The sequence below is a fragment of the Rhodopirellula bahusiensis genome (assembly GCF_002727185.1).
In the GTDB taxonomy this organism is placed as follows: domain Bacteria; phylum Planctomycetota; class Planctomycetia; order Pirellulales; family Pirellulaceae; genus Rhodopirellula; species Rhodopirellula bahusiensis.
This window is the reverse complement of the sequence record NZ_NIZW01000008.1, coordinates 207,883-228,569: the sequence shown is the minus strand read 5'-3', so window position 1 is coordinate 228,569 and position 20,687 is coordinate 207,883. Positions and strand designations below refer to the sequence as shown.

Here is a 20,687-nt window from a genome sequence, read left to right as displayed (position 1 = left end):
GCAAAGCATTCGTGAGCAAACGGTGCAGGGATCCAACCCCAATCCCCACCGTGAAAATCGCCTGAGGCGGTGTCTCGCTTGGAGCAAACGACGCGCCGAACAAGCCCCAACCGCAATCAACAGACTAATCACGATACGCAAAAGCCACGCGTTTCCTGCGACGGAAACGGCGAAGTTCTCAAGAAGTTTCCCAGCGAATTGCTAGCAAACGAGCCAGCACCAGCAGCCCAAACGCGGTCGCCATCAGCACCGTCAGCTGCGGCTGCAACGCACTGGGCGGCAGCTCACGCCAGAAAACTTTGTCGTAACCATCCAGTGCCCAAGCGTTGAAAGTCCACAAGCCGGCTTCTCGCAAACCTTCGCTCATCACATAACGTGGCACCATCGATCCGCCCAGGGCGCTCATCGTCAGCACGGCCACCACGGACAACCCGTTGAGCTGCCCGCGAGTCTTGCACAACGTTGCCAGGAACAATCCGAACGAGGCGGCTGCAGCGGAAGTGACCAGGGTCATCATCACGAACCCGTCCAGGTTGCCGAGCAAGTCCAACCCAAACACCAGTTGAGCCCACACGAACATCACCGTGACTTGCACGCACCCCAGCATCGTCAAATAGAACCACTTGCCGAGCAGCAAATGATCCATCGTCATTTGCGTCGAAAGCAATCGTTCCAGCGTTTGGTTTTCGCGTTCTTCCAACAACACACCGCCGCCACTGGTTGCACCGAACAGCAAGAACATCACGGCGATGCCAGCCGCGTAAACGCTGATCACGGGATTGGATTTGTTCTCGCCCATCACGTTGACCACCTTCACCACCGGTGGTGCCATCAAAGCTTTCGCGGACAAGCGATTCGGTCCAGCAGTGGCACCGTCCTTAGCCGGCGTCCCAACTTCGGTAGCGGAAGTGCGCGAGCCCTCCGGTATCACGGCACCGGGCGGCTTGCGCCTCTCCGCTAAGGAAGCCGGTTGCCTCGGGAAAGTTCCTAACTTGGAATCGTCGCCGGCACTTTCGCTCGCGGCAGTTTGCACCAACTGTTCAAACCCAGCTTGTTTCACACCAACTGTTTCACCGGCCGCGTTTGCATCTGCTGCTGTTCCCGCGGCAGTCGCCGGGCTGGTTCGCTGCAATCCATCCGGTCCGAAGTTGCCTTGGCCCTGGCCTGACTTGGCCATCAACATCGCTCGCATCACCAATGCCGAAACCACTTGGCTGGCGACTTGATCCGACGCATCGTTGAGCAGTTCCGCCGACAACTCCTCGCCGTCTTCACTCAGCACGATCGCGATCGTTGCGGAACCTCGTCGCACAAGGTCTTCGCCCGCCGCTCGATCCAGCGCTGGATTTTCGCCGCTGTCCTGAACCAGCCGCAGCCCCTCGCTTTCACGAAGTGTCTGAATCACGTGATCGCACTGAATTGACGCCAGCGACGTAGCCCCCGAATCAGTATCCAAGTTCGCACCAGCATCGCGAATCAACGCCACCTTCACACGAGGCGTGCCTCCCACACCGCGAGAAAATATCAACGCAAAGATACTGAAAAACGCGATCGGAACGACAAACGTCAGCAACCATTCCATGCGGTTGTGACGCAAGCGACGCAGATGAATTTCAATGACTTTCCAGACCATGTTCAGTCCCGCAGTGCATGGCCGGTCAGATGCAGAAACACGTGGTGCAGCGTCGGCGATTGAACCTCGACATCTCGCACGCCATACTCCGCTTGGCTGAGTGCATCGATCAGTCGTGGCAATCCCATCGCGACTTCCGCCATCTTGGTCGTCACCACGTTCTCGCCGGGCCGGGCGGTCACTTGCAACCCGGTCACCGCCAATGGTTCGTTTCCGTGTCCCCGCAGTGGCTGATCCAGGCGAACGGTCACCTCGCGATCACCACCGATCGTTTGTCGAACCAATTCTTCAAACGTGCCCGTCGCGACGACTTGGCCGTGATCGACAATCACGATCCGGTCGCACTGGCTCTCGGCTTCGTCCAAGTGATGGGTCGTCAACAAAACCGATGTGCCTTCGGTGTTCAGTTCCGCCAACATTGCAAAGATCCGCTGGCGGCTCTGCGGGTCCACGCCCACGGTGGGCTCGTCCAGCAACAACACTTCGGGTTCGTGCAACACGCCGCAGGCCAGATTCACACGACGCTTCATCCCGCCCGAAAACGTGCCGACCAAATCGTTGGCTCGATCCGCCAGCCCCGTCCACTGCAATCCCCACTGGATCTTGTTCCGCAACACGCGACCGCGCAGCCCGTGAAACCGACCAAACGCGGCCAAGTTCTCCGTCGTCGTCAGGTCTTCGTACAAAGCGATCTCTTGCGGCACCAACCCCAAGGAGTCACGAACAAAGGCATCGTCGATGGGTTCGCCCAGCATCGTGATGTTGCCCGAATCCGGCTTGGCTCGACCTGACAAACAACGAATCATCGTCGTCTTGCCGGCACCGTTGGGCCCCAAATAAGCCAGGCGTTCGCCGCGTCGAAGCTGGAACGAAATCCCGTTCAGCGCGGCGTGAACCTTGCCCCCACGACGATACGATTTCTTCAATCGATCGACCGAGATGGCCGCGGATTCGACGGCTGCCTTGGATTGCGGCGGGGCGGGAGCGGACAAAGTTCCAGTTTCCCTGCGTGGGCGAATGACCAGTCGCGATGCCGAAAACAACATCGCCGATTCATCCTAGCCAAACCAAGCAACGCCCCGAAACGCCAAACTGGATGCCCGGGCCACTCACCCCGCAGCGGAGGCGGTGCAGTCTACAAGTGCTGTGCTCGCAAGGTTGAATTCAGTCTCCTGAACGCAGAGGTCGTGTAGTTTTCTGATACCGCTTTTCGGCAAATTTCCACATGGCGTACCTCTCCCGAAACGAAGTTTGGGGAGAGGTCGAGCGACGCCATTCAGGCGTACGCGAGGGTGAGGGCCGGGCATGGGAAGCGAACTTCGAATCATTTCCCGTGCTGGTCGTACAGCGGCATGTGCCGGTAATAAACTTCCAAGCAATAGATCGACAAACACGTCACGTACAAACGTCCCGCCCGGCGGCCCCATTCATCGGCCTGAGGTGACCAACTGCCCGCCTCGGCACCGCGTTTCAGTTGCAGTCGCGGCAACTCGACTCGCATCACGCCGTTCCATTTCCGCCAGGGCTGACCACCGACGTGGTGGATCGCCTGCGTCGCATAGTACCAGTAGTAAACGTTGGGGTTGTTCGGATCCAACATCCCGTCGGCGACCAAGTCATCGATTCCCAGCTTCAATGCCTCTTCGTCGTGCGGCCAACCCAGGTACTGCCGGCACAGCAACCCTTCCGCCGTCATCGCATAACTCCCCGGTCGATTGGGTTGGTAACTGTACCAGGAGCCACCATTAGACTGAACTGAATCCAAGTACGTGTTGGCCATTTTCAAAGTCGATGACGGGACTTCCAATCCCGCCGAATGGGCGCTGGTCAGAGCCATCACGTACCAACCGGTGACCGACAAATCGGAATCCAACCGAGGCCGATAGCGCCAACCGCCGGCCGCTGACTGAGCGTTCACGCAGTAGTCCACCGCCGCCTGTGCCGGACCGCGAAGGGCCGAGTCTTCTGTCATCGCAAACAGTTCGCACAGTGCAATCGTCGCTTGAGCATGCCCGTAGGCTTGCTGATCATCGCCGCGAACATTGGTCGCTAAGAATCCGTCGCGGCGTTGGCCTTTCAACAAAGTCCTCAGACCTAGTTCGACGTTCTTTGCGTAGGGGCCGACTTGGTGCGTGTTGCCATCACCTTGAAATGCCAGCATCGCCATCGCGGTGGCAGCACATCGGTTTTCTGAAAACGGAGCCGCGTCGGAGTAGGGCCCCGCCATGCTCCACGATCCCGAACGTTCCTGGTTTTTGGCCAACCACAGCAATCCACGCTCAACCGCATTCTGCGTTTCTGCGGTGCCGCCGTACGCCGCCAACAAAGCACTCTTCGTCGCGCCGGACCGACCACCAAACATCGGCTTGACCAACTCGCTCGCGGAACCGATTCCGCGTTCGACCTGCACCATCTCAAGCGTTTCCGATGGCAACTCCATCGTGTCCATCAGAGACTGGATGTCGGTATCAACCACCATTTCACTCTCCATGTCGCTGGTGGAATCGACCATCGATTCCGAACTTTCAATGCTGACGTTCTCCAGCTCAAAGTTTTCTGACTCGGTCGCCTCTCCGAACTCCAACACGATGCTTCCGATGCCTTCGCCAACCGGAGTGGTCAACAACGCCAGCACCAACAACACGATCAGGTGAAACACCATGCTGACCAACCACGCTGGCACCGAACGTTTGACCGGAGCCAATTCATCCTCTTGTTCCGATTCCTTTTCTTTCCGTTCCTCTGGTTGCACTTCCGTCCGCCAACGCGAGTTGGGTGGAGTCGTGGGTGGCACTTCCGTGACGACGGCTTCCATCAAATCGGGCTGAGCCGCCGGAGCGACCTTGGCCACGCGAGGCTGCTTTGGTTTCGTTGTCTTTGCAGGACGAGGCCGACTTGGCACCGATCCGTTTTCGGCGACGTCTCCGTTGACTGAATTGGATGCTCGCGCGGCGGGAGCCTCAACGCTGGGCGGATTGACCGGTGGCAACGTCGCTCGCGGAGGAGCCGGCGGCGGCTTCGGGACACCGTTGCTTTCAGGAGTTCCGTTTGCCTGAGGGCTCGGCGGAACCGCGGGCTCAGCAGGTGGCGGGACGGCGACGGGAGGCGGCGGAACCGGAGGCCCTGACGAGTTGGTTGAGCCAGAAGAGAACGTCCCCGAGGATTCCATGGCACCCGACGAATCGGAGGCGGTCGTGTTGGGGGGAAGATTCATACTCGAAAAGACTTGGCGGAGCCGGCGCACAACGTACTAGTCTAGGCCAACATAGCGAATCGCTCGCCAAAAAACGAAAATCTCGACAACAATGCGAACAGCCGCTTGACGAATCTCAGTTTGTGACCGATAGTCCTTCCATCGTTGCGACGCCGCCACGAAGTGATTTTTTCGCGAATTTTCGCTATAGAAATCGAACCTTGGCGGACGATTCAACGTCTCACATACCGCGGGATGGAGCAGCCCGGTAGCTCGCGAGGCTCATAACCTCGAGGTCGTCGGTTCGAATCCGGCTCCCGCAACTTTCTTAAACCCAAGCCATTCCTGGTCTTAGGTTACCTGCCTCGGTGAGGCAGTGCGGCTCTTTGCCGAAGCCAAACAGGGAACGCAAAGAGGGATGTCCAAAAGACTTCCCTCTTTGCGGTTCTCGCTTCCGCAAAGTTCTTCCCACCATGCCGCGTCTTTTTCATCAGCCGCCGAAGTATCGGCTGCACAAATCCACCAAACAGGCTGTCGTTTCTTTCTTTGGTGAAACGCTCTACATCGGTCCCTACGGTTCACGCAGAAGCCACCAGCGGTATCAAGAACTGCTGAAGGAATGGGAGAAGCGGCGTCATCAGGAACGACCGGTAGCGAAGCTCGAAGATTTCGATGACGCCTGCAAGACCGACCCAGAGAAAATCGTGGCGTCGATCACGACGGCGACGCTTCGTGAGAAGGTCACCACTGGAATCCCAGTGACCATCAACGAGTTAGTCTTGGTCTACCGTCGGCATACTCGCCAGTATTACCGCAAGAATGGGGTGATCACACGTGAGGCTGGTGCGATCGATGATGTTCTGCGTGTGGTTCGACGACATCACGGCACCTGTTTCGCGCAAGACTTCGGTCCGGTCGCTCTTGATGAGCTTCGCGAGAAGATGATTGACGAGATGGATTGGGCACGAACTTACCTCAACAAACAGGTCAATCGCCTGCGTGGGATGTTCAAGTGGGCAGCGTCCAAAGAGCTGATCGACGGCTCCGTTTCTCAGGCGTTGAGAGAGCTATCCGGCTTGAAAAAAGGACGAACACGGGCGCGCGAGACTGCTCCCGTTGTTCCTGTTGCAGATGAAGTCCTCGATGAAACCTTGAAGTTTTTGCCAGATGTCGTCGCCGATATGGTTCGCATTCAACGTTTCACAAGCGCACGTCCGGGCGAAGTCTGCTCGATGTCTCCATCAGAAATAGATTGCAGCGGCGATGTCTGGGTCTACCGGCCGTCGGAGCACAAAACGGAGCACTTTGAGAAAGACCGCGTCATCGCGATTGGGCCTCGTGCAATCAAGATTCTGAAGCCCTACATGGACCGCCAGGACGGTGAATTCTGTTTCTCACCAGCCGAAGCTGAACGACGACGCCGTGAGGCGGCCACCAAGCGGCGTCGGACCAGGGCATCCACAGGCAATCGACCGGGAACGAACCGGGTCGCATCGCCAAAACGAAAGGCTGGTGACCGCTACGTCACAGCAAGTTATCGCCGAGCGATCCATCGCGTTTGCAAAAAGCAGGACATTGAACAGTGGTCGCCGAATCGAATCCGCCACACCGCATCGACGGAGATTCGCAAGCTGTTCGGTATCGATGCTGCACGAGCCGTCGACGGCCACGGATCGACCAGTACTACTGAAATCTATGCTGAGCTAGATCTAAACAAAGCAATTGAAGTCATGCGGCAGGTAGGATAGTAATTTCCGGAGCAGCACTGTCACACAGCGAAATTCGGTCCAATGTTCAGACGCCGGCTCTTCGAAGTGCTTCGTCGATGGCGTCGGTTTCATCGTCCTGCTGCGATTGACGTGCTTGCGGTTTCGCTGCGAGAAAACGATGTACCGCCTCGACCGTCGTGTACCGAATCCCGCCGGCCATGACAGATTCGAGGATACGTCCACGTACGCCCTTTGTTGCCCAGCGGTAGATTGTTGAGTAGTGGACTTTTTTTCCATTCCGCTTGGGAACGAAACTAGCGACATCCGCTAGCGGTATTGATCGCTCGCGTTCAACATCGATGGCCATTACCTTCCTCCTGTTATCATAACTTCGTCTCATATCACGCAGGGATTGACATTTCCTCAAGTGTCTCAGCCCTCGAACGGACGGTTGAGTGTCGAAATGGTGCATTCTGGATACGAGCGGTCCTGCATGAGCATCATCTGTGCGAGAGAAAGCCCGTACACGTACCGAAGGGTGTGTGAGAATCGGTTTGCTGAAAATCGAGTCGAAACTGGTTAAACTTGGAAGCCCTTTCCCTGCACATTCAAACATCCAAAGTCGCCATGAATACTCCTACGAGATTTCCCTGGATTATCGGACTACATCTTCTCGGCTTCTTGCTCCTCGCTGGCTGCGAAGATGCATCCAATGAAACGGAAGGCGTCGCACAAGGGACTAACATCCCGATGCCGGGGGAATCCGAACCGGACTATCCTGATTTAGCAGCGGTTACCAGTGATTCGGGATCGGTTGACACCGGTCACCCAGAAAGCTGGATTCCGGATCCCGGGGTACCCACTAGGATTACTTATGAAAACGGTGTGCGAATCGAAATTATCAGCGCGGAGGCTAAGGCGTTGATCGCGATTGAAGCCCTTTCCGGCGTACCAGTTGAAGAACTTGCGTTTAAGCACGGAAGGGAGCCTTCGGAAGTCACACTTTGGACCAGTCAGCTGCGGGAAAACGCAAGTCAACTCTTCGAGGATGAGCGGAAGCCGTGGAAGGAGTAGCTATTCGATGGCTTCCCCGTTCCTGCCGTTGTTCTCGTAAATCCAGGTATGCGCCTTGTCGGAGACTTTCGCAATCAGCGGCAAGTCGTCTCTTCCGAATCGTGTTGACTCTTTCCAAACGTCGCCGTTCTTGTACAGTCGAACGATCGATACGGAGTGTCTTTCACCTGATTTGGTTTGGTTCCGCCAGATACTGGCTTTGATGAGTCCGAATCGAATGGTGTGGGCGGGTGTGTTCATGATGTAGTTTTTCCGCATGGTTTTGATGCGTCCGTGCTAGATGGTGAAGCCAGCTCGATCCAACGTGGGAGCTGGGGTGACGATTCATCGTTTCTGCCGCCACAGGACGTACAGCGAAGTGGGCGGAACGGCGCATACCTCTCGTGCGTGCAGGAGTTGCAGTTTGCCTTGTGCCAATTGAGGAGTTCATGCTCATCAATGTGCGGCGGTTGTCCAGCCATCGGCGGCCTCTGGAACGAACAGTTGCATGTAGGGGCCGGGACTGACTTTCTGGACCAACTTGCGAATTGTCGCGTGGCGTGAGTCTCGTTGTTGCGGGTTTAACTTCAGCCAGTTGCGGCAGGTTGTTTCACCGAACGACGGGTTTCCTTTGTAGCCCAACAGCAAAAAGCGGCATTGAGATTGCCAGAAATCGCACTCTTCCGCCTCAGTCGTTTCCACCCAAACAAAGCAAGACCGATACTCAAATCCCCATGCTTCCAACACGTCCAAAGCATCCAGTAGCATCTCGGCGTGGGACCAAAGGTGGAGATGAGCGTTATCGGACGCGATCGCTGATACGGGCATCGAGCAGAGGTCGTCCAAGGCTGGCGCTGCAATCGGTATAGTGACGTCGGTGACCGATCGCCGTTGCAAGAAAAGTGGTTCAGCCAGAATGGTGCCAAACTTCGTGCCGCTGTTGATGATCTCGTGCAGGGAAACTGTGGACAGTCCTTCGGAACCCGCCGGTTTCTCGCCGTACGTTTGAGTCGCATCTTCCGACGGCTTGCTTTGTCGCTTCGCCAGCTTCAGCAGCCCGGCAGTGGTTGGCTCTCTTTCTGCTTCCACTGACTCGCTTAGATATCCCTGAAACACGTCCTCGGGCAACCTTGCGATCCGCTGTAGCCTTGACGAATCGGACTTTGTGATTCCGAGACTCGCCAATGTCGGAGCACCGTCTTCAGTCGCGTGATCGGCTACGGTAAATTGATTCCCTGGCGATGCTTTCGCAAGTTCCGTTTCCGAAAGAATGCAGCCTAGTTTACGTTCAGCTCGCACTTTCACGAGCGCTGCTTCGACGAGAATACTGTGGCCGAGTTTTGCCTTGCGAGCGTATGCTTTCACCGCTTCGGCCTTATCTCGAATGTCCTTCACTTCATCGACGGTTTTTGCTTCACACAGCGCGCGTGACGCAGTGGACAACAACGATAATTCCCTTGGCTCGTTCATTAACGTTTCACTTTTTCGGCAGGCAATGCACGAGTTGCCACCGCATGGACCAGTTGACGGACTAGCGACTCCGTCCAATCGAGCGAATTGCTGGTGGCAAACATCGCGACGACCTCTCGAATCTCGATGTATTCGACTGAGCAGCGGAATTCCGGAGAAATTGAAACGCCAGCGTACGAGTTCAGGCAGTCGACGAACCGCGAACGCAACGAGACGACAAAGTCTTCGTTTCCTATGCGGTGGGGTACGGTGACGATTGCTGCAAGTAGGATCGGTTCCCTGAATCCTCGTGGAATGGCGTCGATCAGTGCCGCGAGTTCGGCGATCTGGTTCGTTTCTCTGGTCATCATCTCCAATTTCGGTTAGTCCTTCCGTCGCAGTTGCAAATTGGGAAAAACTGTCAGTGGCGGTGGACCACTGACAGAAGGTTGGACGTTAGACGTCCAGTAGCAATAAAATGAAGAATCGAAACATCACGAATCCGACAAACCCAATGAGGATGTGCAAAAAGTCGCGCCCCAGCGGCCAGGGCTGTGCCAGGCTTGGAACGAAAACTTCTTTTTTCTTCGGGTTTAGCAATAGAGTCGCAAGGTGCGTTCCCTTTCTCGCTTGTCCGCAGTCAGTGACCATCACATCAGGAAGGTTGTCACCTTCAATCATGTGAGTTCGACCATTGACGACGATTTCCATCCGATGAATCCTTCGAGGCATGTGTCTGCCATTCTCGATATGCGTCCACATGGTGAAAGTTTCATTTTCTCTTTTTGTTGCCATACGCTGGCTCTCCTTTTCAATGGTCCAAGCTAGCCACGGCTAGTCTTGGACAGTTTGCAAATCTGTCATTCGCCTAACACGAGGCAAATCAAAGATTCGGGAGGGCCAACGCCACCGACGACAACCGGTGCGAACGCACCAGTGTCGAAAAAACAAAAGACTCCGAAGAGTCTTTTGTCCCACCGATCGCAAGCGATGAACCACGGTTCATTGCCCAGTCGTTAGACTGCGAAGCGTCGGTAGTAATTCGCAACGAGCACGTCGTCGCTATGAAAACCAATTGCAGAAACACGTTTCCGCATTGATCGAAATCAATGGCTTTCAAGCCGTCAGTGTTTATCACTCCAGGACGGTAGCGGAGGTAAAAGAAAATCGCTGATAGTTCGTGGTGGTGGATTTTCGCCGGACGGAGCGTCCACGGCTGTTGTGCTGTCTTCGTTCGGCAGAGACTCCGATTCGCTGCGCGTGAATCGATTGAAAAATGACGGTAGCACGACGCACATGTATGCGTAGAACGCGATGGTGAGCAGACCGGTCGCGATGCGTTTCCAAGTCTGCAAACCCTCATTTTCGGGATGATGATACGCTCGCTTTTGTATCTTCCGTACAACTAGGTACAGAATGAACAGGCCGAGCAGAAGGTGATAGATCGTCATATCTGAAGCTCGCAACTCTTGTTGGTTTCTCTCATTTCACTCGAAACGGACGGCACCGGCGAGTGTCTTTAGGTTGCATTCTCGTCGCGAGAATCATCTCCAGTCAGCTTCTGATGGATTTTTCGTAACGCTTCGTCCAAATTGGCGGGGTCGACGGTCAGATCGATCTCTGGGTGCGTTGTGGGTGCAATCGTATTCTCGTTCCCACCGGGCCACGCTCCACCGATTGAAATAGTCTCGCCTTGATTTTCAGGCCATGCGGCTCGACTTCTCTTGACGTGCTCTCGCATCGAGACTGGCCACTCGGTAACCATCGGAAATGCTCCACAGTACTGCGAATAGCCTGAGTTTCGCTCAAAGATCGCAATGCTCTTGTTAATGTCGCGATTGATGTCGCGAATGTCCTCCGGCTCCAGTCTGGGTCCCACATGTTCCGAAATGTCGATTCGCATGACCCCATCTGGATCGGTGCAGGCGTACCTCGAACTAACAATTCCCGCATCAATTCGTTTCTTGAACTGTTTCCATTTCCGCGAATAGTAGGTCGTCGTCCCAGAGATATCCGAAATATACTTCTGCGATGCGGGGTCACGCGCCGCGTGGTAGCGTTTGATACAAGTCGAGTTCAGCACCTGCTGCGTTAAATCCACGCCGCCGGGTAGCTTCAGTTGGCTTAGCGATTGGTGCGCAAAAGTGAACGCGATTCCCGCGTCACGGGCTTGCTGAAGCACAGTCTCGATGTTTTTCGCGACGAGGCATTGAGCTTCGTCCGCGATAAATTGGATGCGTGGCTTCTCGTTTGTCCGGTCACGGTACTTGATCGCCGCGGCATTAGCAGCGAACAGTGCAAGTCGCGCCAGCTCGCCAACAGACGCAACGTCAAGCGAGCCAACCAAGTAGAAGTACAGAACCTGCTTTTCTTCGATGGCTTCCGGCATCGAAATCGCATGCTCGATGGCCGTTTCGTTCGGATCGCGCGACGGAGTGAGACTGAGTTGCTCGAAGTCACATAGCGATTGAACGATCATGGAAAGATGCTTTGCTGCTTCGTACTGCCGGCTATTGGCCGCCAACTCCTTGAGGACGTCGTCCAAGTCCCAGAATGATTCAATCTTTCCCTCGCGGCGAAAGCGTCGGCCACCACCAATTCCACGCCGGCTCTGCTCGTCCGGCATGGTGGCGAGATAGGCATCCCGCAGGAGCGTTCGCACTTCCTTTCCGAAGTAGGCTCTGGCGTAGTCGTCACCGTGGTACAGGTTCAACGATTGTAGAATGACTCCAAGAATCTCTGGAAGCGTGAATTGGGGATCATTGAGGTGCGCCAACGGATTGAACAGATAGGTCGAGCGTCCCGGTTTGTTGGTAAACCATTTGAACGTTCGTCCCGCTCGCTCTGCTTCCAGTCTCGCAGTTTCAAACAGAGCGCGATCTCCTTTGCAATCGATGATGATGGATGGCCCATCACCGCGTCTAATCGCTTGAATCACGTCTGTTGTTAGCGACAGGGCCGTCTTACCGACACCAGTCGGGCCCAGTACGTGTTGGTGCTCGAATTGCAAGTCCGTGTCCGCGAGAATCGGATACTTTCCCGTTGCGTGAATTCCTACAATGTTGTGCCGTCGCTCGATCGAATTTCGACTGTTTTGTACGCGCTGGATGTAGCCATCCAATTCGCTCCAGTCTCGGTGGTGTTCGACAGCACCAACACGATTGAGCGCGCGATGATGAGCAACGATCGTGGGTGCGGCTGCAACGAAGCTGCCGAGGATCAGAATTGCGGGGCCGCCAATCGCGGGTAGGACCAACGTGAAACCAAGAAGTCCAACGATCGCGTTGAGGGTCTCGGGCGAATGAGAGGAAAACGCCGAAAACGCGAGTGCCGAATACACCGACACTATCGTTGCAGTGATGACCGAAATCATCAGCCGGCGTGTAACTCGACTTCCCAGTGGACTGTGAAATACCCAAGCCGGCGTAGGACCTGAGCCTCCGTACTCGTAAGCGCCGCCAACCGCGCTAAGGAATGCCTTGGGGGAATCTGGCATCAGCACACAATAGGCAGCGGATACGGCAGATAGTCCCACCAGCGACGCAAGGAATACGAGGATTCCATTCCGGTTCCCGAAGTCGGCGTGATTCATCTTTGAAGCTACGGATACCGCACACAGCAAGACGACTACGACCGTCAGGAAGCCGAGCGGATACATCTTGCGCAGTTTCAGAATCAGAGAGAACGCGGCACGTGCCGTTGCCGTCTCGCACTGGTTTGACGGCAACTTGTCGCTGAACCCGGTCCACCGCGCTCGCCAATCCCGTCGCCAGCTTGTCATCGTTTTCCGATCGACGAGCGGGTTGGCGCTGGCCCAGTGCAGGTGGTGGGTTGCGATGCGATCTGCAAAGAATGAGATGCAAAGTGTGCCAACAACAAACGTGGCAACCGTTGCCTCGCCTGCCGAATTAACCAATGCGACGAATGCCAGGAAGCCCCAAATCAAGAATGCTCCGGCGGCCGAGGCTAGACGATCCTGCCAACGCCGGTATTCTGGATCAACCGGAAAGCAGAAAACAATTGCGGCGACAATCACGACAAACGTCGTTGACGCAGTACCCAAGAACGCCGACGCGATTCCGAGTTTCAATGTGAATTGAACTGCGACCGTTGCTACGGAAGCGATCAACATCATTCGGGCACATTGAAAGAAGCCGGAAACTCCATGCTGTTGCGGAAGGCGATAGTTCATATCGCACGTGAACGGCGGAATATTCGCCCAATCCAATACGTCGTATTTGTCCTTGGAGTTGTGCCAAGTTGGCTCGATGTCGCGGTAAGGCATGGTCCTATCTTGGTTCGGGAATCAATGTGTCGAGACCGGGGACGACGAGGACTCGCACGGCGATGCTTTCCGTACCAGCCGGTTGTAGCCCGATCGACTGGAGCGGCCGCGACAATTGCTGTTGAAACGTCAGCCGCAACTTCGTGTCGATTTCGACGGCTTTAGATTCGTTGAACGTCAAGACGGTGAAGACGAACCGATCGTGGCGCAGGTAGTCATCGAACCATCGACGTTCTATAAACCTCCGCATGACGGTGGAGCTCTGACGCACGAGTCGACGAACGTCAGTTCTGAGGTCGGTGACGAAGTAGCCAAGTCGAACGGTCTGTCCGACCTGCTCTGTATGAAACCGCTTCTTGGGCAGTCGCTCACGAATGTTCGGAAACTGCTCGGGAAATTCCTTGGGGTCAAGCAAAGATCGTCCACCGGCCAAATCAGCCGAGATGAACCAAGTCGTCGCATACCGTTCGGCGACCGCTTGCATTCCGAGCTTCCGCGACGCATCACGCGACACTCCGATCTGCCGACAACCTCGGGAAGTGAGTCGGTAGTACACTCGTTTCGCGTCGAGCTTCTCGGGACGGAGAAACCGATACTCGGGAGGGTGTCCGTAAAGCCTTCGCAATGTTGACTGGACCGCTGCGGGCTTCTGCCCGGCGAAACGCTGAGCCTGCAACAGCTCGGGTACAACCATGCCATACTTCGCTGCATCCCGGAGTATTCCGTAGTCACGTCGCGTCAGTCGGATCGAGGATTTGTTCTTGGTCATGTCTACCGCCACTCGTAAGCGACTCCCCGATTCGACCAAAACTGATGAAAGTCACGTAGACGAGCGGCCGAATAGTCTCCGACCAGTTCGATTGCCAACTGAGGTTTCTCAGACTCAGACATCAAGAACGCGTCGGCGATTTTTTCAGTCGTCGTTCTTGCGATATCGCGGCGGTAAATATCTTCGCTAATCCACTGACTCGCCGCGTGCTCAGCAGTGCGTCGAAGGTGGAAATAGATCGACGCGACGCCCAAGTCGTGAGATACTTGCCAAGGTTGGCGCAGCTTCCCTCCGATGCCTCCGACCAAGGCCGCCGCTCGTTCGGTCGCCCACACAACTGTCTGACTCTTTCGTTGTGATTGGCTCAAACGGCGTCTGCCCAAGTACGCGATGGAGCCGCTGTCGGGTGCTGATTGACCTGGCTGCCATTGCACGAATGGTTCGTCGCCGGCATCGATGACGGCGATGGTGAATCTTGCTGAGGCAAGCAGCCTTCGGCTCACCAACATTCGGACCATTCGCTCATTCCAACCTGCATCAGCCATCGACAATTGCTGTTGTGATGCAACGCGAAGCTTGCTTGTCAGTACTGAGAGCAAGTCCATTTCGGGTTTCCGGCACACTGCCACTTACTCACCGCAGGATGCTTGATCAGACGGACGCTTTCGGCTGCGTCGACGCGTCGCCGGCTTGACCGCCGTTTCTTCGGGCTTTTCCTTGTCGTCGCGCCCATCCGCCAGCAAGCCGGTCGATGAGGCCGCACCGCCGACTGATTCCAGTGCTTGCGTGATCGAGCCACCTGGTGCATCCATACTCATCATCGCGGCCCGTTGGCGAAGGAGCGCCGCAAGATTAGGGTTGCCCTCCGCCTCGTAACGTTTTGCTTGCTGCTCGAGTCGCTCAAGATTTGCCACGTCTTGAAGAATCGTGTCGGCTTCAACATCAGACGCCACGCTCCGCCAAAGGAAGGCTTGCATCCGTTGTTTCAACACGTCGCGGAAGGTTTCTAGCACAGTCACGGGTCGCTCCGGGGTACACTGGGTGGAATGAGTGGCCATAATCTTGCCAAAACTCGTTTGCGCTCAGGAGTGTTAGATGGGTGCATTCTCGACACGCAGCCGGAGGGACCATCGATGGTGATACGAGATCAGAATTCTGACGATTCGATGCCGACACTCGACGGCACTGTGCGACTCAACCCGCACGTCATGAAACGGCTATTGCTCGGTCGCGGATGGACCCTTCGCGACTACTGCAAGCACACCGAAACGCAGATGCGAACAGCAAAAAAGGTCTTTCGGAACGAATCGGTGCAAATATCGACGGCGCGATTCGTTGCCGATGTGTTTGATGTGGCGATGCTAGACATCGTCGATGTTGACGAATACACGCCGAAAGCAATCGCCTCTGGCTCGAAAGCTGAGCTAGGCACGGGGGAATGGATTGTCGGAAAGGCACTATCTCCGGTAGTCACAATCGCCAACGGTTTGCAGTATCGCGTCTTTGCGATGAATCATGCATTTGAGCCGAACCGCCGTGGTCGCGGGAAGCGTTACGAATTTCATGAGCGAAGCGATGAGGACAAGGAACGAACGAGGCACGCTATGTCGCGACACCTCTCAGTTTGCGAACGGCTCGCACCAAATTCACATTTCCCGACATGCTATTCGACGTTTCCAGATCAAGACCGCGACACTTGGTGGGTGATTGACCAATGGATCGATGGCCTGGACTTGGACGATCGGCTGGGCCACGGTCCTCTGGACTCAGCCAACCTGAATGACTTCGGCAAGCAGCTTGCTGAAGCGATCGTAGCCGCGCACAAAGCGGACGTCATTTTGCGAGAGCTCAGCCCAAATTCGATCGTGCTCAAGGACGACGACAATGGTCTTGTCCTCACCGATTTTGAGTTGGCAAAGCTGACCGAAGACTATCCGACTGTTTCTGCGGACGAGTGGCCCGAGAGTGCGTATCGCGCCCCAGAAGTTGGCGCAGGCGAGATCGATGGTACTGTTGATGTGTATTCCTGGGGACGAATCATGACCCAATCAACGCTTGGAAGCCTACCCGAACGCGGTGTGGAATTGAGCAAACTCAAGTTTTGGACAGGATCGAAAGATTGGGTTGAACTACTTGCCTCTTGCACGCAACTTCAGCGAACGAAACGCCCACAGCAAATGACGGCCATCCTTGAAACGGTTGTTTCGCTACGGGAGACAATGGACCGTTGAACCAGACACAATATGCCGCATCGAGTCCGTCACTGAGCGTCCACGAGTTGTCACAGTATCAATACTGTCCCCGTGCCGGTCTGTTGGCGCATGAAGCTCTTTTTGATGAAGCTGGCGAAGACTGGCCGAAAATTCGGTTGAGCTATCTGCCTAAGTACAACTTGGCGGAGATTGAACGCTGGATTTCGGTCGTGACCATCGTGCTCGTCGGTGTTATCGTCGCGACGGGGGTCGCTCTTGGCTGGGTGTTGTTGGCGACGCTGCTCGCAAAGCCTGGTGCGGTAGGCTTCGGTTGGTGGGTTTTCGGCTCAGCCTTTCTGGCAAGTCTTGGTGTTCTATACCTGATCGTGATGCTTGTACGCCGCCGGCGTGAGGCGTTGGGAACCAAGCCACGCGAGCCGGAATTCACGAGCGAAGAGCCGGTGTCGATTCATTGGTGGGAACTGCGGGCAGCGGGATATCAGCCGCGAAGCCCGCCTAAGTTCGACGATGAAGAACTGTTGAACCTCCACGGCAAGCCATGGGTTGTGCTAGTGCGTGGCGACCACTGGATTCCAGTTCTGCGGATGCGAGGTGACTCCGAGACCATTCACACCAATCACATCTTGAGGCTTGCTGCGTATCGCTATCTGATTGAAGTCAATACACACTACGAAACGCCATATGGCTTGGTACTCTTGCCAAATAGTCTTAAGGCGAAAGCCGTTCCGGCCAGTGCTTTGGGTCAAGCAGAGTTGAAAACCGTGATCGCGGACTTTAGGCAGCTCATTGATAGTCGCCGGGCACCAGAGCCTCCGACTCGGCAATCGCTCTGTGATAAGTGCTTCTTTGGATTGCCGCACCGCTACGTCATGAATCGGTCGGAAACCTATTCGGAAGGACAGCCGCTGCCGCCGTTAACCGTAAAGGTCGCCGGTAAGTATTGGCACTCGAAGTGTGGTGATCGATTTCGCTGGCACACACCACCGACGCGTAAGTTTGCAGACCTTGCTGAGCCGTCATGATGGGCGTTCTTTGCGTTCGAAAAAAACGACGCACCTATCAGCAACGTCTGCAATCGTCGACTCAAAACGCGAAGCGGATTCGGCTTGTCGCAGTACCTGCGTGACATGGTCGATGGCGTCGCGCCATGCGTTTGATGTTGCGAACCGACCATCCGGATCGAGCGATAGGCCTTCTCGCACCACATCGTCAATGACTCGCCACGCTCGCCTGGGAAGTTGTCGGCGTTGATTCGACTTCGCGCTCGGTGCTTCGTAAGCACGCTCGAATCCTTTTTTGTATTCGGCCCATCCCGCTCTACCGCCCATTCCTTGAAACGGCAGTTCACCCGTCAGCATTTCGAAGAGAACGATCGACAACGAAAACTGATCCGATCGAACGGTGACCTGCTGATTCGATTGTAATTCTGGGGCGGCATATCCGACCGTGTTCCCGTCGCCAGTTGCACGACGTTTCGCGATCGTTTCGTCCCATGCGCTTCCAAAGTCAATTGCTCGCAGTCGCTTGGGCTGAGATTGCAAGACTAAGTTCGCTGGCTTGATGTCGCCGTGGACGCAATTCGCGAAATCATGGAACTGACACAAGCTGTGTGCAAAGCCGGCGAAAAGCGTCCAGCTCATGTGAGCCGTGGGCCAGTGGTTGCGTTGAGTGCGGGCGTGCCCCAAATGCTGGGCCAGTGATTCTCCGTGAATCCAGTCGGTGAGAACCCATGTGGAGTCGTCGCGTTTATCGACGTCGATGATTTGCGTAAAACCCTGGAATCGGTTCGCGCGGCGCAATACTCGAAGCTGCTGCTTGGTGTGTGCCGAATCTGGCAGAACGTGAATGACACGTAAGTCGTGTGACGCAGGGTCGAAAACCTGCATCTTGCGTCGCCCTCGATTGCCCAAAGAGGCGGTCACCCAGTAGTGGCGACCACGCAAGCGAACCGTGTCTTGAACGTCATAGCTGCGGTTTCGACAACGAATGGTTTCGGGCGGACGACGCAAGACTCTTATCGGGGGAATCAAGGATTTGGAACAGGAATCGGGTTCGTCTAGAATATCCCTATCTTAATCCCGATTCCATTTTCCCTTCTTTGCGAGTGTCCGCGCCCCGTGGCTGAGCATTTTCCTCCGGCTGACGACGATCAGCACGACATCAAGAGTCTCGACGCGGAAAAAGAATCCCCTCCAGTCGACGGTCCGCGAGCTGTGTTTGCGGGTGTGGCTGCATTGACCGTTATGGGGATCGGGGCCTTTGCCATCCGCTTGATGCTGGAAACGACATCGCCGCCCAGTCGTGATGCAAGCGCGGCATCTGCGTCCCACGATCCATCCGATGAAACTTATGTGGAACGAGCAACGCCTGACGGAGTTGTCGCAGCGAGGAAGCAACCTGTTTCGGATACGACGAAGGTGCGGCAAGAGGAACACTTGGCGATTCGCAGTTCGTCAAACATGCGGATTGTCCTTCGACGCGACAAACTATTTGAATCGCTCGACCTACTGCTACTTGAACACAACAATTGGGTCAAGTATTCGCCCGAAATGATTGGTAGCGAAATGGGGCACCAAATTGCGTCGGATGAAGCACTTGTCGAACGGTTCGCCGCAGTGCTCGATCGCGACATGCCGACGGAATCCGAACTGAACAGCTTTCGCGATCGATACATCGCGCTTTCCAAAGTTGTGGATTCCCTTGCGAGCGATGCCTCCTACGAGCCGTCGCGTGATTTTGATGAAGCGATCGGAGCTTTGACGGAGGAGGTGGAAACAGCACTAGCACTTGTCGCTTCGAGGCGGGAAGATGCCAATGCCATTGGTCGACTGGCTTTAAGTCTTGCACCTGCAGATCAAACACTCGCCGACGCTATCGAACAATTCAGGCAACGGCGAATCGCTGCACGAATTGAAACAGTCGCAGATGCCAAACGAGCGGCCGACGCGGAGATGGTAGATCGAATTACAGCGAAGGAGATGGAACAAGCTCGCATCAGGCGAGAGATTGATTTGGCAGTGCTCGACAGCCAAACTGCTGAGTTGGCGGAGACGCAAGCCAAGCTGAAGCGAATGGCGGAAGCTGAGGGAGCAGAGCGACAGCGAAGGGCACGCTTGGCCGTACTGGAGTCGGAATTTAATCGCGACCTTGGACAGATCACCTCACTGCTAAAACCGTTCATCAGCCATGGTCGCACTCAGCCCGGATCGCGGGGTTGGCGATCGGATGCAACATATGGTCCGGTATCGCTCTCGAAGTTGAGGTCCGCCGGACTACTGGAGGATACAGTTGAATCGAGGCAGAATCTCTACTATTTGACTACCGGAAACCGCTACAACGATCGGGAACATGGTGCGTTCCCACGTTACGTCGGGGGTGCTGGGGATTGGCAGCGGAAACATCCCACGATCGAGCGAGCCCAAGATTTGCTGCAAAAGTACGGCGAATTGATGGTAGACAAGAACATGCTGGCACCGTAGGAATGGCGAGCCGATGATGGTTGAAAAACCAGCCCGCACCGCGACACTGGCATCTACGACTGAATAGCAATCAATGCATTGCGAAACGTCGTCTCAAAGTAGGAATCGCCGCGATCCGCAAATTTGCTCTGAGATGCGACCGCTTGCCGAATCTCTTCCTTGCCGTACCCAGCGCGCAAGAGCGAGCATACTATCGCGAAGTCCCGCTTGCTTCGATCGTCCGTGGTTACTGCTAGACGCTGAGTCAGCGGATCAGTTGTTCGCGGTTGATTTGCGAACGTCCTCCGTACTCTCCCGTCCTGCAACGATTGGGGCGACTGTCGTTTAACATGTGGGGGAAACGATTCGATAGCAAAGCGACAATCCGGATTGCAGACTCGCAACGAGCATCGAGTGGGCTGAGCGCCATTGCGAGCGTTCTTTACATTCAAGAACCCTGGAAGCCGCAGTAGTCGGTTTGCGTCACACGTCGCGTCACAACCGAGTTGCTTGTAAAGCCGTCTAAGTCTCGCTTCAAGCAAGTCCCGATCGAACGGCAACGAAATATCGAGCGTCTGATCCAGTAGCCAGTAGAGGTGATTGCCGTTTCCGCTATCGACGATAATGCTCGGGTGAGGAACCCCAGTCTCTTCGCAACGCCATTTTGCTACTTCCGACGTTACGTTGTCCATGTCTGCCCAAAGGCACCGAGTCTTTACGACATCCGTTTTGCGACCACGACCGTGGGCAACCCTTGGGTTCACGCCAAAAAAGATGTTGGCGTTGTGCATCGTGTTCAGCCTATCCAGATAGCGAAGCTGTTCAACGAATCCGTCTTTTGCAAGCCACCTACGCTCGCTTCGCAACACTCGCGACTTCCGTTTACCTGAATCGCCATCGGTCCAAATTTCGATCGGTCGGACCT

General features: G+C 55.5%; 20 protein-coding genes and 1 tRNA gene. 6 read left to right on the top strand and 15 right to left on the bottom strand.

From position 1 onward, the window contains the following. Positions 1–178: 178 nt before the first annotated feature. The 3 genes from CEE69_RS12220 to CEE69_RS12205 all read right to left on the bottom strand — a co-directional run bounded on the left by CEE69_RS12220 (position 179) and on the right by CEE69_RS12205 (position 4,847). Complete coding sequence (locus CEE69_RS12220) at positions 179–1,633, bottom strand: ABC transporter permease (protein ID WP_099260910.1); 1,455 nt, start codon at positions 1,631–1,633, stop codon at positions 179–181. Between the two features lie 2 nt (positions 1,634–1,635). Further along, complete coding sequence (locus CEE69_RS12215) at positions 1,636–2,679, bottom strand: ABC transporter ATP-binding protein (protein WP_099260909.1); 1,044 nt, start codon at positions 2,677–2,679, stop codon at positions 1,636–1,638. A gap of 278 nt (positions 2,680–2,957) precedes the next feature. Then, positions 2,958–4,847 (bottom strand): prenyltransferase/squalene oxidase repeat-containing protein, encoded by a 1,890-nt coding sequence (locus tag CEE69_RS12205; RefSeq protein ID WP_261341340.1) that lies wholly within the window; start codon positions 4,845–4,847, stop codon positions 2,958–2,960. Between the two features lie 228 nt (positions 4,848–5,075). Here CEE69_RS12205 and CEE69_RS12195 point away from each other — a divergent pair. Beyond that, positions 5,076–5,149 (top strand) — tRNA-Met (locus CEE69_RS12195). Positions 5,150–5,299: 150 nt separating this feature from the next. Beyond that, on the top strand, positions 5,300–6,574 hold the full coding sequence (locus tag CEE69_RS12190) for a tyrosine-type recombinase/integrase (protein WP_099260906.1): 1,275 nt from the start codon (positions 5,300–5,302) through the stop codon (positions 6,572–6,574). Positions 6,575–6,620: 46 nt separating this feature from the next. Here the strand turns inward: CEE69_RS12190 and CEE69_RS12185 are convergent, their stop codons facing one another. Further along, complete coding sequence (locus tag CEE69_RS12185) at positions 6,621–6,902, bottom strand: DUF1580 domain-containing protein (RefSeq protein ID WP_099260905.1); 282 nt, start codon at positions 6,900–6,902, stop codon at positions 6,621–6,623. 260 nt (positions 6,903–7,162) lie between these two features. On the opposite strand from CEE69_RS12185, the gene CEE69_RS12180 reads away from it, so the two are divergent. Then, positions 7,163–7,609: a hypothetical protein gene (locus CEE69_RS12180; protein ID WP_099260904.1), complete on the top strand. Its 447-nt coding sequence runs from the start codon at positions 7,163–7,165 to the stop codon at positions 7,607–7,609. Here the strand turns inward: CEE69_RS12180 and CEE69_RS12175 are convergent, their stop codons facing one another. The 9 genes from CEE69_RS12175 to CEE69_RS12135 form a co-directional block, all read right to left on the bottom strand. Continuing rightward, complete coding sequence (locus tag CEE69_RS12175) at positions 7,610–7,849, bottom strand: hypothetical protein (protein WP_233215166.1); 240 nt, start codon at positions 7,847–7,849, stop codon at positions 7,610–7,612. A gap of 195 nt (positions 7,850–8,044) precedes the next feature. Further along, positions 8,045–9,031 carry an MT-A70 family methyltransferase gene (locus CEE69_RS12170; protein WP_158231010.1) on the bottom strand — a complete coding sequence of 329 codons (987 nt, stop codon included), beginning with the start codon at positions 9,029–9,031 and terminating at the stop codon, positions 8,045–8,047. A gap of 26 nt (positions 9,032–9,057) precedes the next feature. Further along, the gene (locus tag CEE69_RS12165) at positions 9,058–9,408 is read right to left on the bottom strand and encodes a hypothetical protein (RefSeq protein ID WP_099260901.1); all 351 of its coding nucleotides are present in this window, start codon (positions 9,406–9,408) and stop codon (positions 9,058–9,060) included. Between the two features lie 85 nt (positions 9,409–9,493). Further along, on the bottom strand, positions 9,494–9,718 hold the full coding sequence (locus CEE69_RS12160) for a hypothetical protein (RefSeq protein ID WP_233215165.1): 225 nt from the start codon (positions 9,716–9,718) through the stop codon (positions 9,494–9,496). A gap of 443 nt (positions 9,719–10,161) precedes the next feature. Further along, on the bottom strand, positions 10,162–10,488 hold the full coding sequence (locus tag CEE69_RS12155; protein ID WP_099260899.1) for a hypothetical protein: 327 nt from the start codon (positions 10,486–10,488) through the stop codon (positions 10,162–10,164). Positions 10,489–10,556: 68 nt separating this feature from the next. Continuing rightward, complete coding sequence (locus CEE69_RS12150; RefSeq protein WP_099260898.1) at positions 10,557–13,322, bottom strand: TraM recognition domain-containing protein; 2,766 nt, start codon at positions 13,320–13,322, stop codon at positions 10,557–10,559. 4 nt (positions 13,323–13,326) lie between these two features. Further along, entirely contained in the window at positions 13,327–14,091 is a 765-nt protein-coding gene (locus CEE69_RS12145; RefSeq protein ID WP_099260897.1) for a hypothetical protein, read from the bottom strand. A 2-nt stretch (positions 14,092–14,093) separates the two neighbouring features. Then, positions 14,094–14,696, bottom strand: coding sequence for a hypothetical protein (locus CEE69_RS12140; RefSeq protein WP_099260896.1), 603 nt, complete (start codon positions 14,694–14,696; stop codon positions 14,094–14,096). A 24-nt stretch (positions 14,697–14,720) separates the two neighbouring features. Further along, positions 14,721–15,110 (bottom strand): hypothetical protein, encoded by a 390-nt coding sequence (locus tag CEE69_RS12135; RefSeq protein WP_099260895.1) that lies wholly within the window; start codon positions 15,108–15,110, stop codon positions 14,721–14,723. Between the two features lie 147 nt (positions 15,111–15,257). On the opposite strand from CEE69_RS12135, the gene CEE69_RS12130 reads away from it, so the two are divergent. Both CEE69_RS12130 and CEE69_RS12125 read left to right on the top strand, forming a co-directional pair. Beyond that, on the top strand, positions 15,258–16,322 hold the full coding sequence (locus CEE69_RS12130; RefSeq protein WP_158231009.1) for a protein kinase domain-containing protein: 1,065 nt from the start codon (positions 15,258–15,260) through the stop codon (positions 16,320–16,322). Then, positions 16,319–17,326, top strand: coding sequence for a CRISPR-associated protein Cas4 (locus CEE69_RS12125; RefSeq protein ID WP_099260893.1), 1,008 nt, complete (start codon positions 16,319–16,321; stop codon positions 17,324–17,326). The genes CEE69_RS12130 and CEE69_RS12125 overlap by 4 nt, the downstream gene beginning before the upstream one ends. On the opposite strand, the gene CEE69_RS12120 is transcribed toward CEE69_RS12125, so the two are convergent. Next, on the bottom strand, positions 17,321–18,313 hold the full coding sequence (locus CEE69_RS12120; protein ID WP_099260892.1) for a serine/threonine protein kinase: 993 nt from the start codon (positions 18,311–18,313) through the stop codon (positions 17,321–17,323). The genes CEE69_RS12125 and CEE69_RS12120 overlap by 6 nt on opposite strands. 108 nt (positions 18,314–18,421) lie before the next feature. On the opposite strand from CEE69_RS12120, the gene CEE69_RS12115 reads away from it, so the two are divergent. Next, positions 18,422–19,783: a hypothetical protein gene (locus CEE69_RS12115; protein WP_099260891.1), complete on the top strand. Its 1,362-nt coding sequence runs from the start codon at positions 18,422–18,424 to the stop codon at positions 19,781–19,783. Positions 19,784–19,836: 53 nt separating this feature from the next. Here CEE69_RS12115 and CEE69_RS33650 read toward each other — a convergent pair whose 3' ends face one another. Then, the gene (locus CEE69_RS33650) at positions 19,837–20,553 is read right to left on the bottom strand and encodes a DNA-primase RepB domain-containing protein (RefSeq protein ID WP_390179972.1); all 717 of its coding nucleotides are present in this window, start codon (positions 20,551–20,553) and stop codon (positions 19,837–19,839) included. Between the last annotated feature and the right edge of the window lie 134 nt (positions 20,554–20,687).

What these genes read in the sequence shown, in the direction of transcription:
- CEE69_RS12220 (WP_099260910.1), bottom strand. Translation starts at nt 1,633, where the DNA reads ATGGTCTGGAAAGTCATTGAAATTCATCTGCGTCGCTTGCGTCACAAC.
- CEE69_RS12215 (WP_099260909.1), bottom strand. Translation starts at nt 2,679, where the DNA reads ATGTTGTTTTCGGCATCGCGACTGGTCATTCGCCCACGCAGGGAAACT.
- CEE69_RS12205 (WP_261341340.1), bottom strand. Translation starts at nt 4,847, where the DNA reads ATGAATCTTCCCCCCAACACGACCGCCTCCGATTCGTCGGGTGCCATG.
- CEE69_RS12190 (WP_099260906.1), top strand. Translation starts at nt 5,300, where the DNA reads ATGCCGCGTCTTTTTCATCAGCCGCCGAAGTATCGGCTGCACAAATCC.
- CEE69_RS12185 (WP_099260905.1), bottom strand. Translation starts at nt 6,902, where the DNA reads ATGGCCATCGATGTTGAACGCGAGCGATCAATACCGCTAGCGGATGTC.
- CEE69_RS12180 (WP_099260904.1), top strand. Translation starts at nt 7,163, where the DNA reads ATGAATACTCCTACGAGATTTCCCTGGATTATCGGACTACATCTTCTC.
- CEE69_RS12175 (WP_233215166.1), bottom strand. Translation starts at nt 7,849, where the DNA reads ATGAACACACCCGCCCACACCATTCGATTCGGACTCATCAAAGCCAGT.
- CEE69_RS12165 (WP_099260901.1), bottom strand. Translation starts at nt 9,408, where the DNA reads ATGATGACCAGAGAAACGAACCAGATCGCCGAACTCGCGGCACTGATC.
- CEE69_RS12160 (WP_233215165.1), bottom strand. Translation starts at nt 9,718, where the DNA reads ATGATTGAAGGTGACAACCTTCCTGATGTGATGGTCACTGACTGCGGA.
- CEE69_RS12155 (WP_099260899.1), bottom strand. Translation starts at nt 10,488, where the DNA reads ATGACGATCTATCACCTTCTGCTCGGCCTGTTCATTCTGTACCTAGTT.
- CEE69_RS12150 (WP_099260898.1), bottom strand. Translation starts at nt 13,322, where the DNA reads ATGCCTTACCGCGACATCGAGCCAACTTGGCACAACTCCAAGGACAAA.
- CEE69_RS12145 (WP_099260897.1), bottom strand. Translation starts at nt 14,091, where the DNA reads ATGACCAAGAACAAATCCTCGATCCGACTGACGCGACGTGACTACGGA.
- CEE69_RS12140 (WP_099260896.1), bottom strand. Translation starts at nt 14,696, where the DNA reads ATGGACTTGCTCTCAGTACTGACAAGCAAGCTTCGCGTTGCATCACAA.
- CEE69_RS12130 (WP_158231009.1), top strand. Translation starts at nt 15,258, where the DNA reads ATGCCGACACTCGACGGCACTGTGCGACTCAACCCGCACGTCATGAAA.
- CEE69_RS33650 (WP_390179972.1), bottom strand. Translation starts at nt 20,553, where the DNA reads ATGCACAACGCCAACATCTTTTTTGGCGTGAACCCAAGGGTTGCCCAC.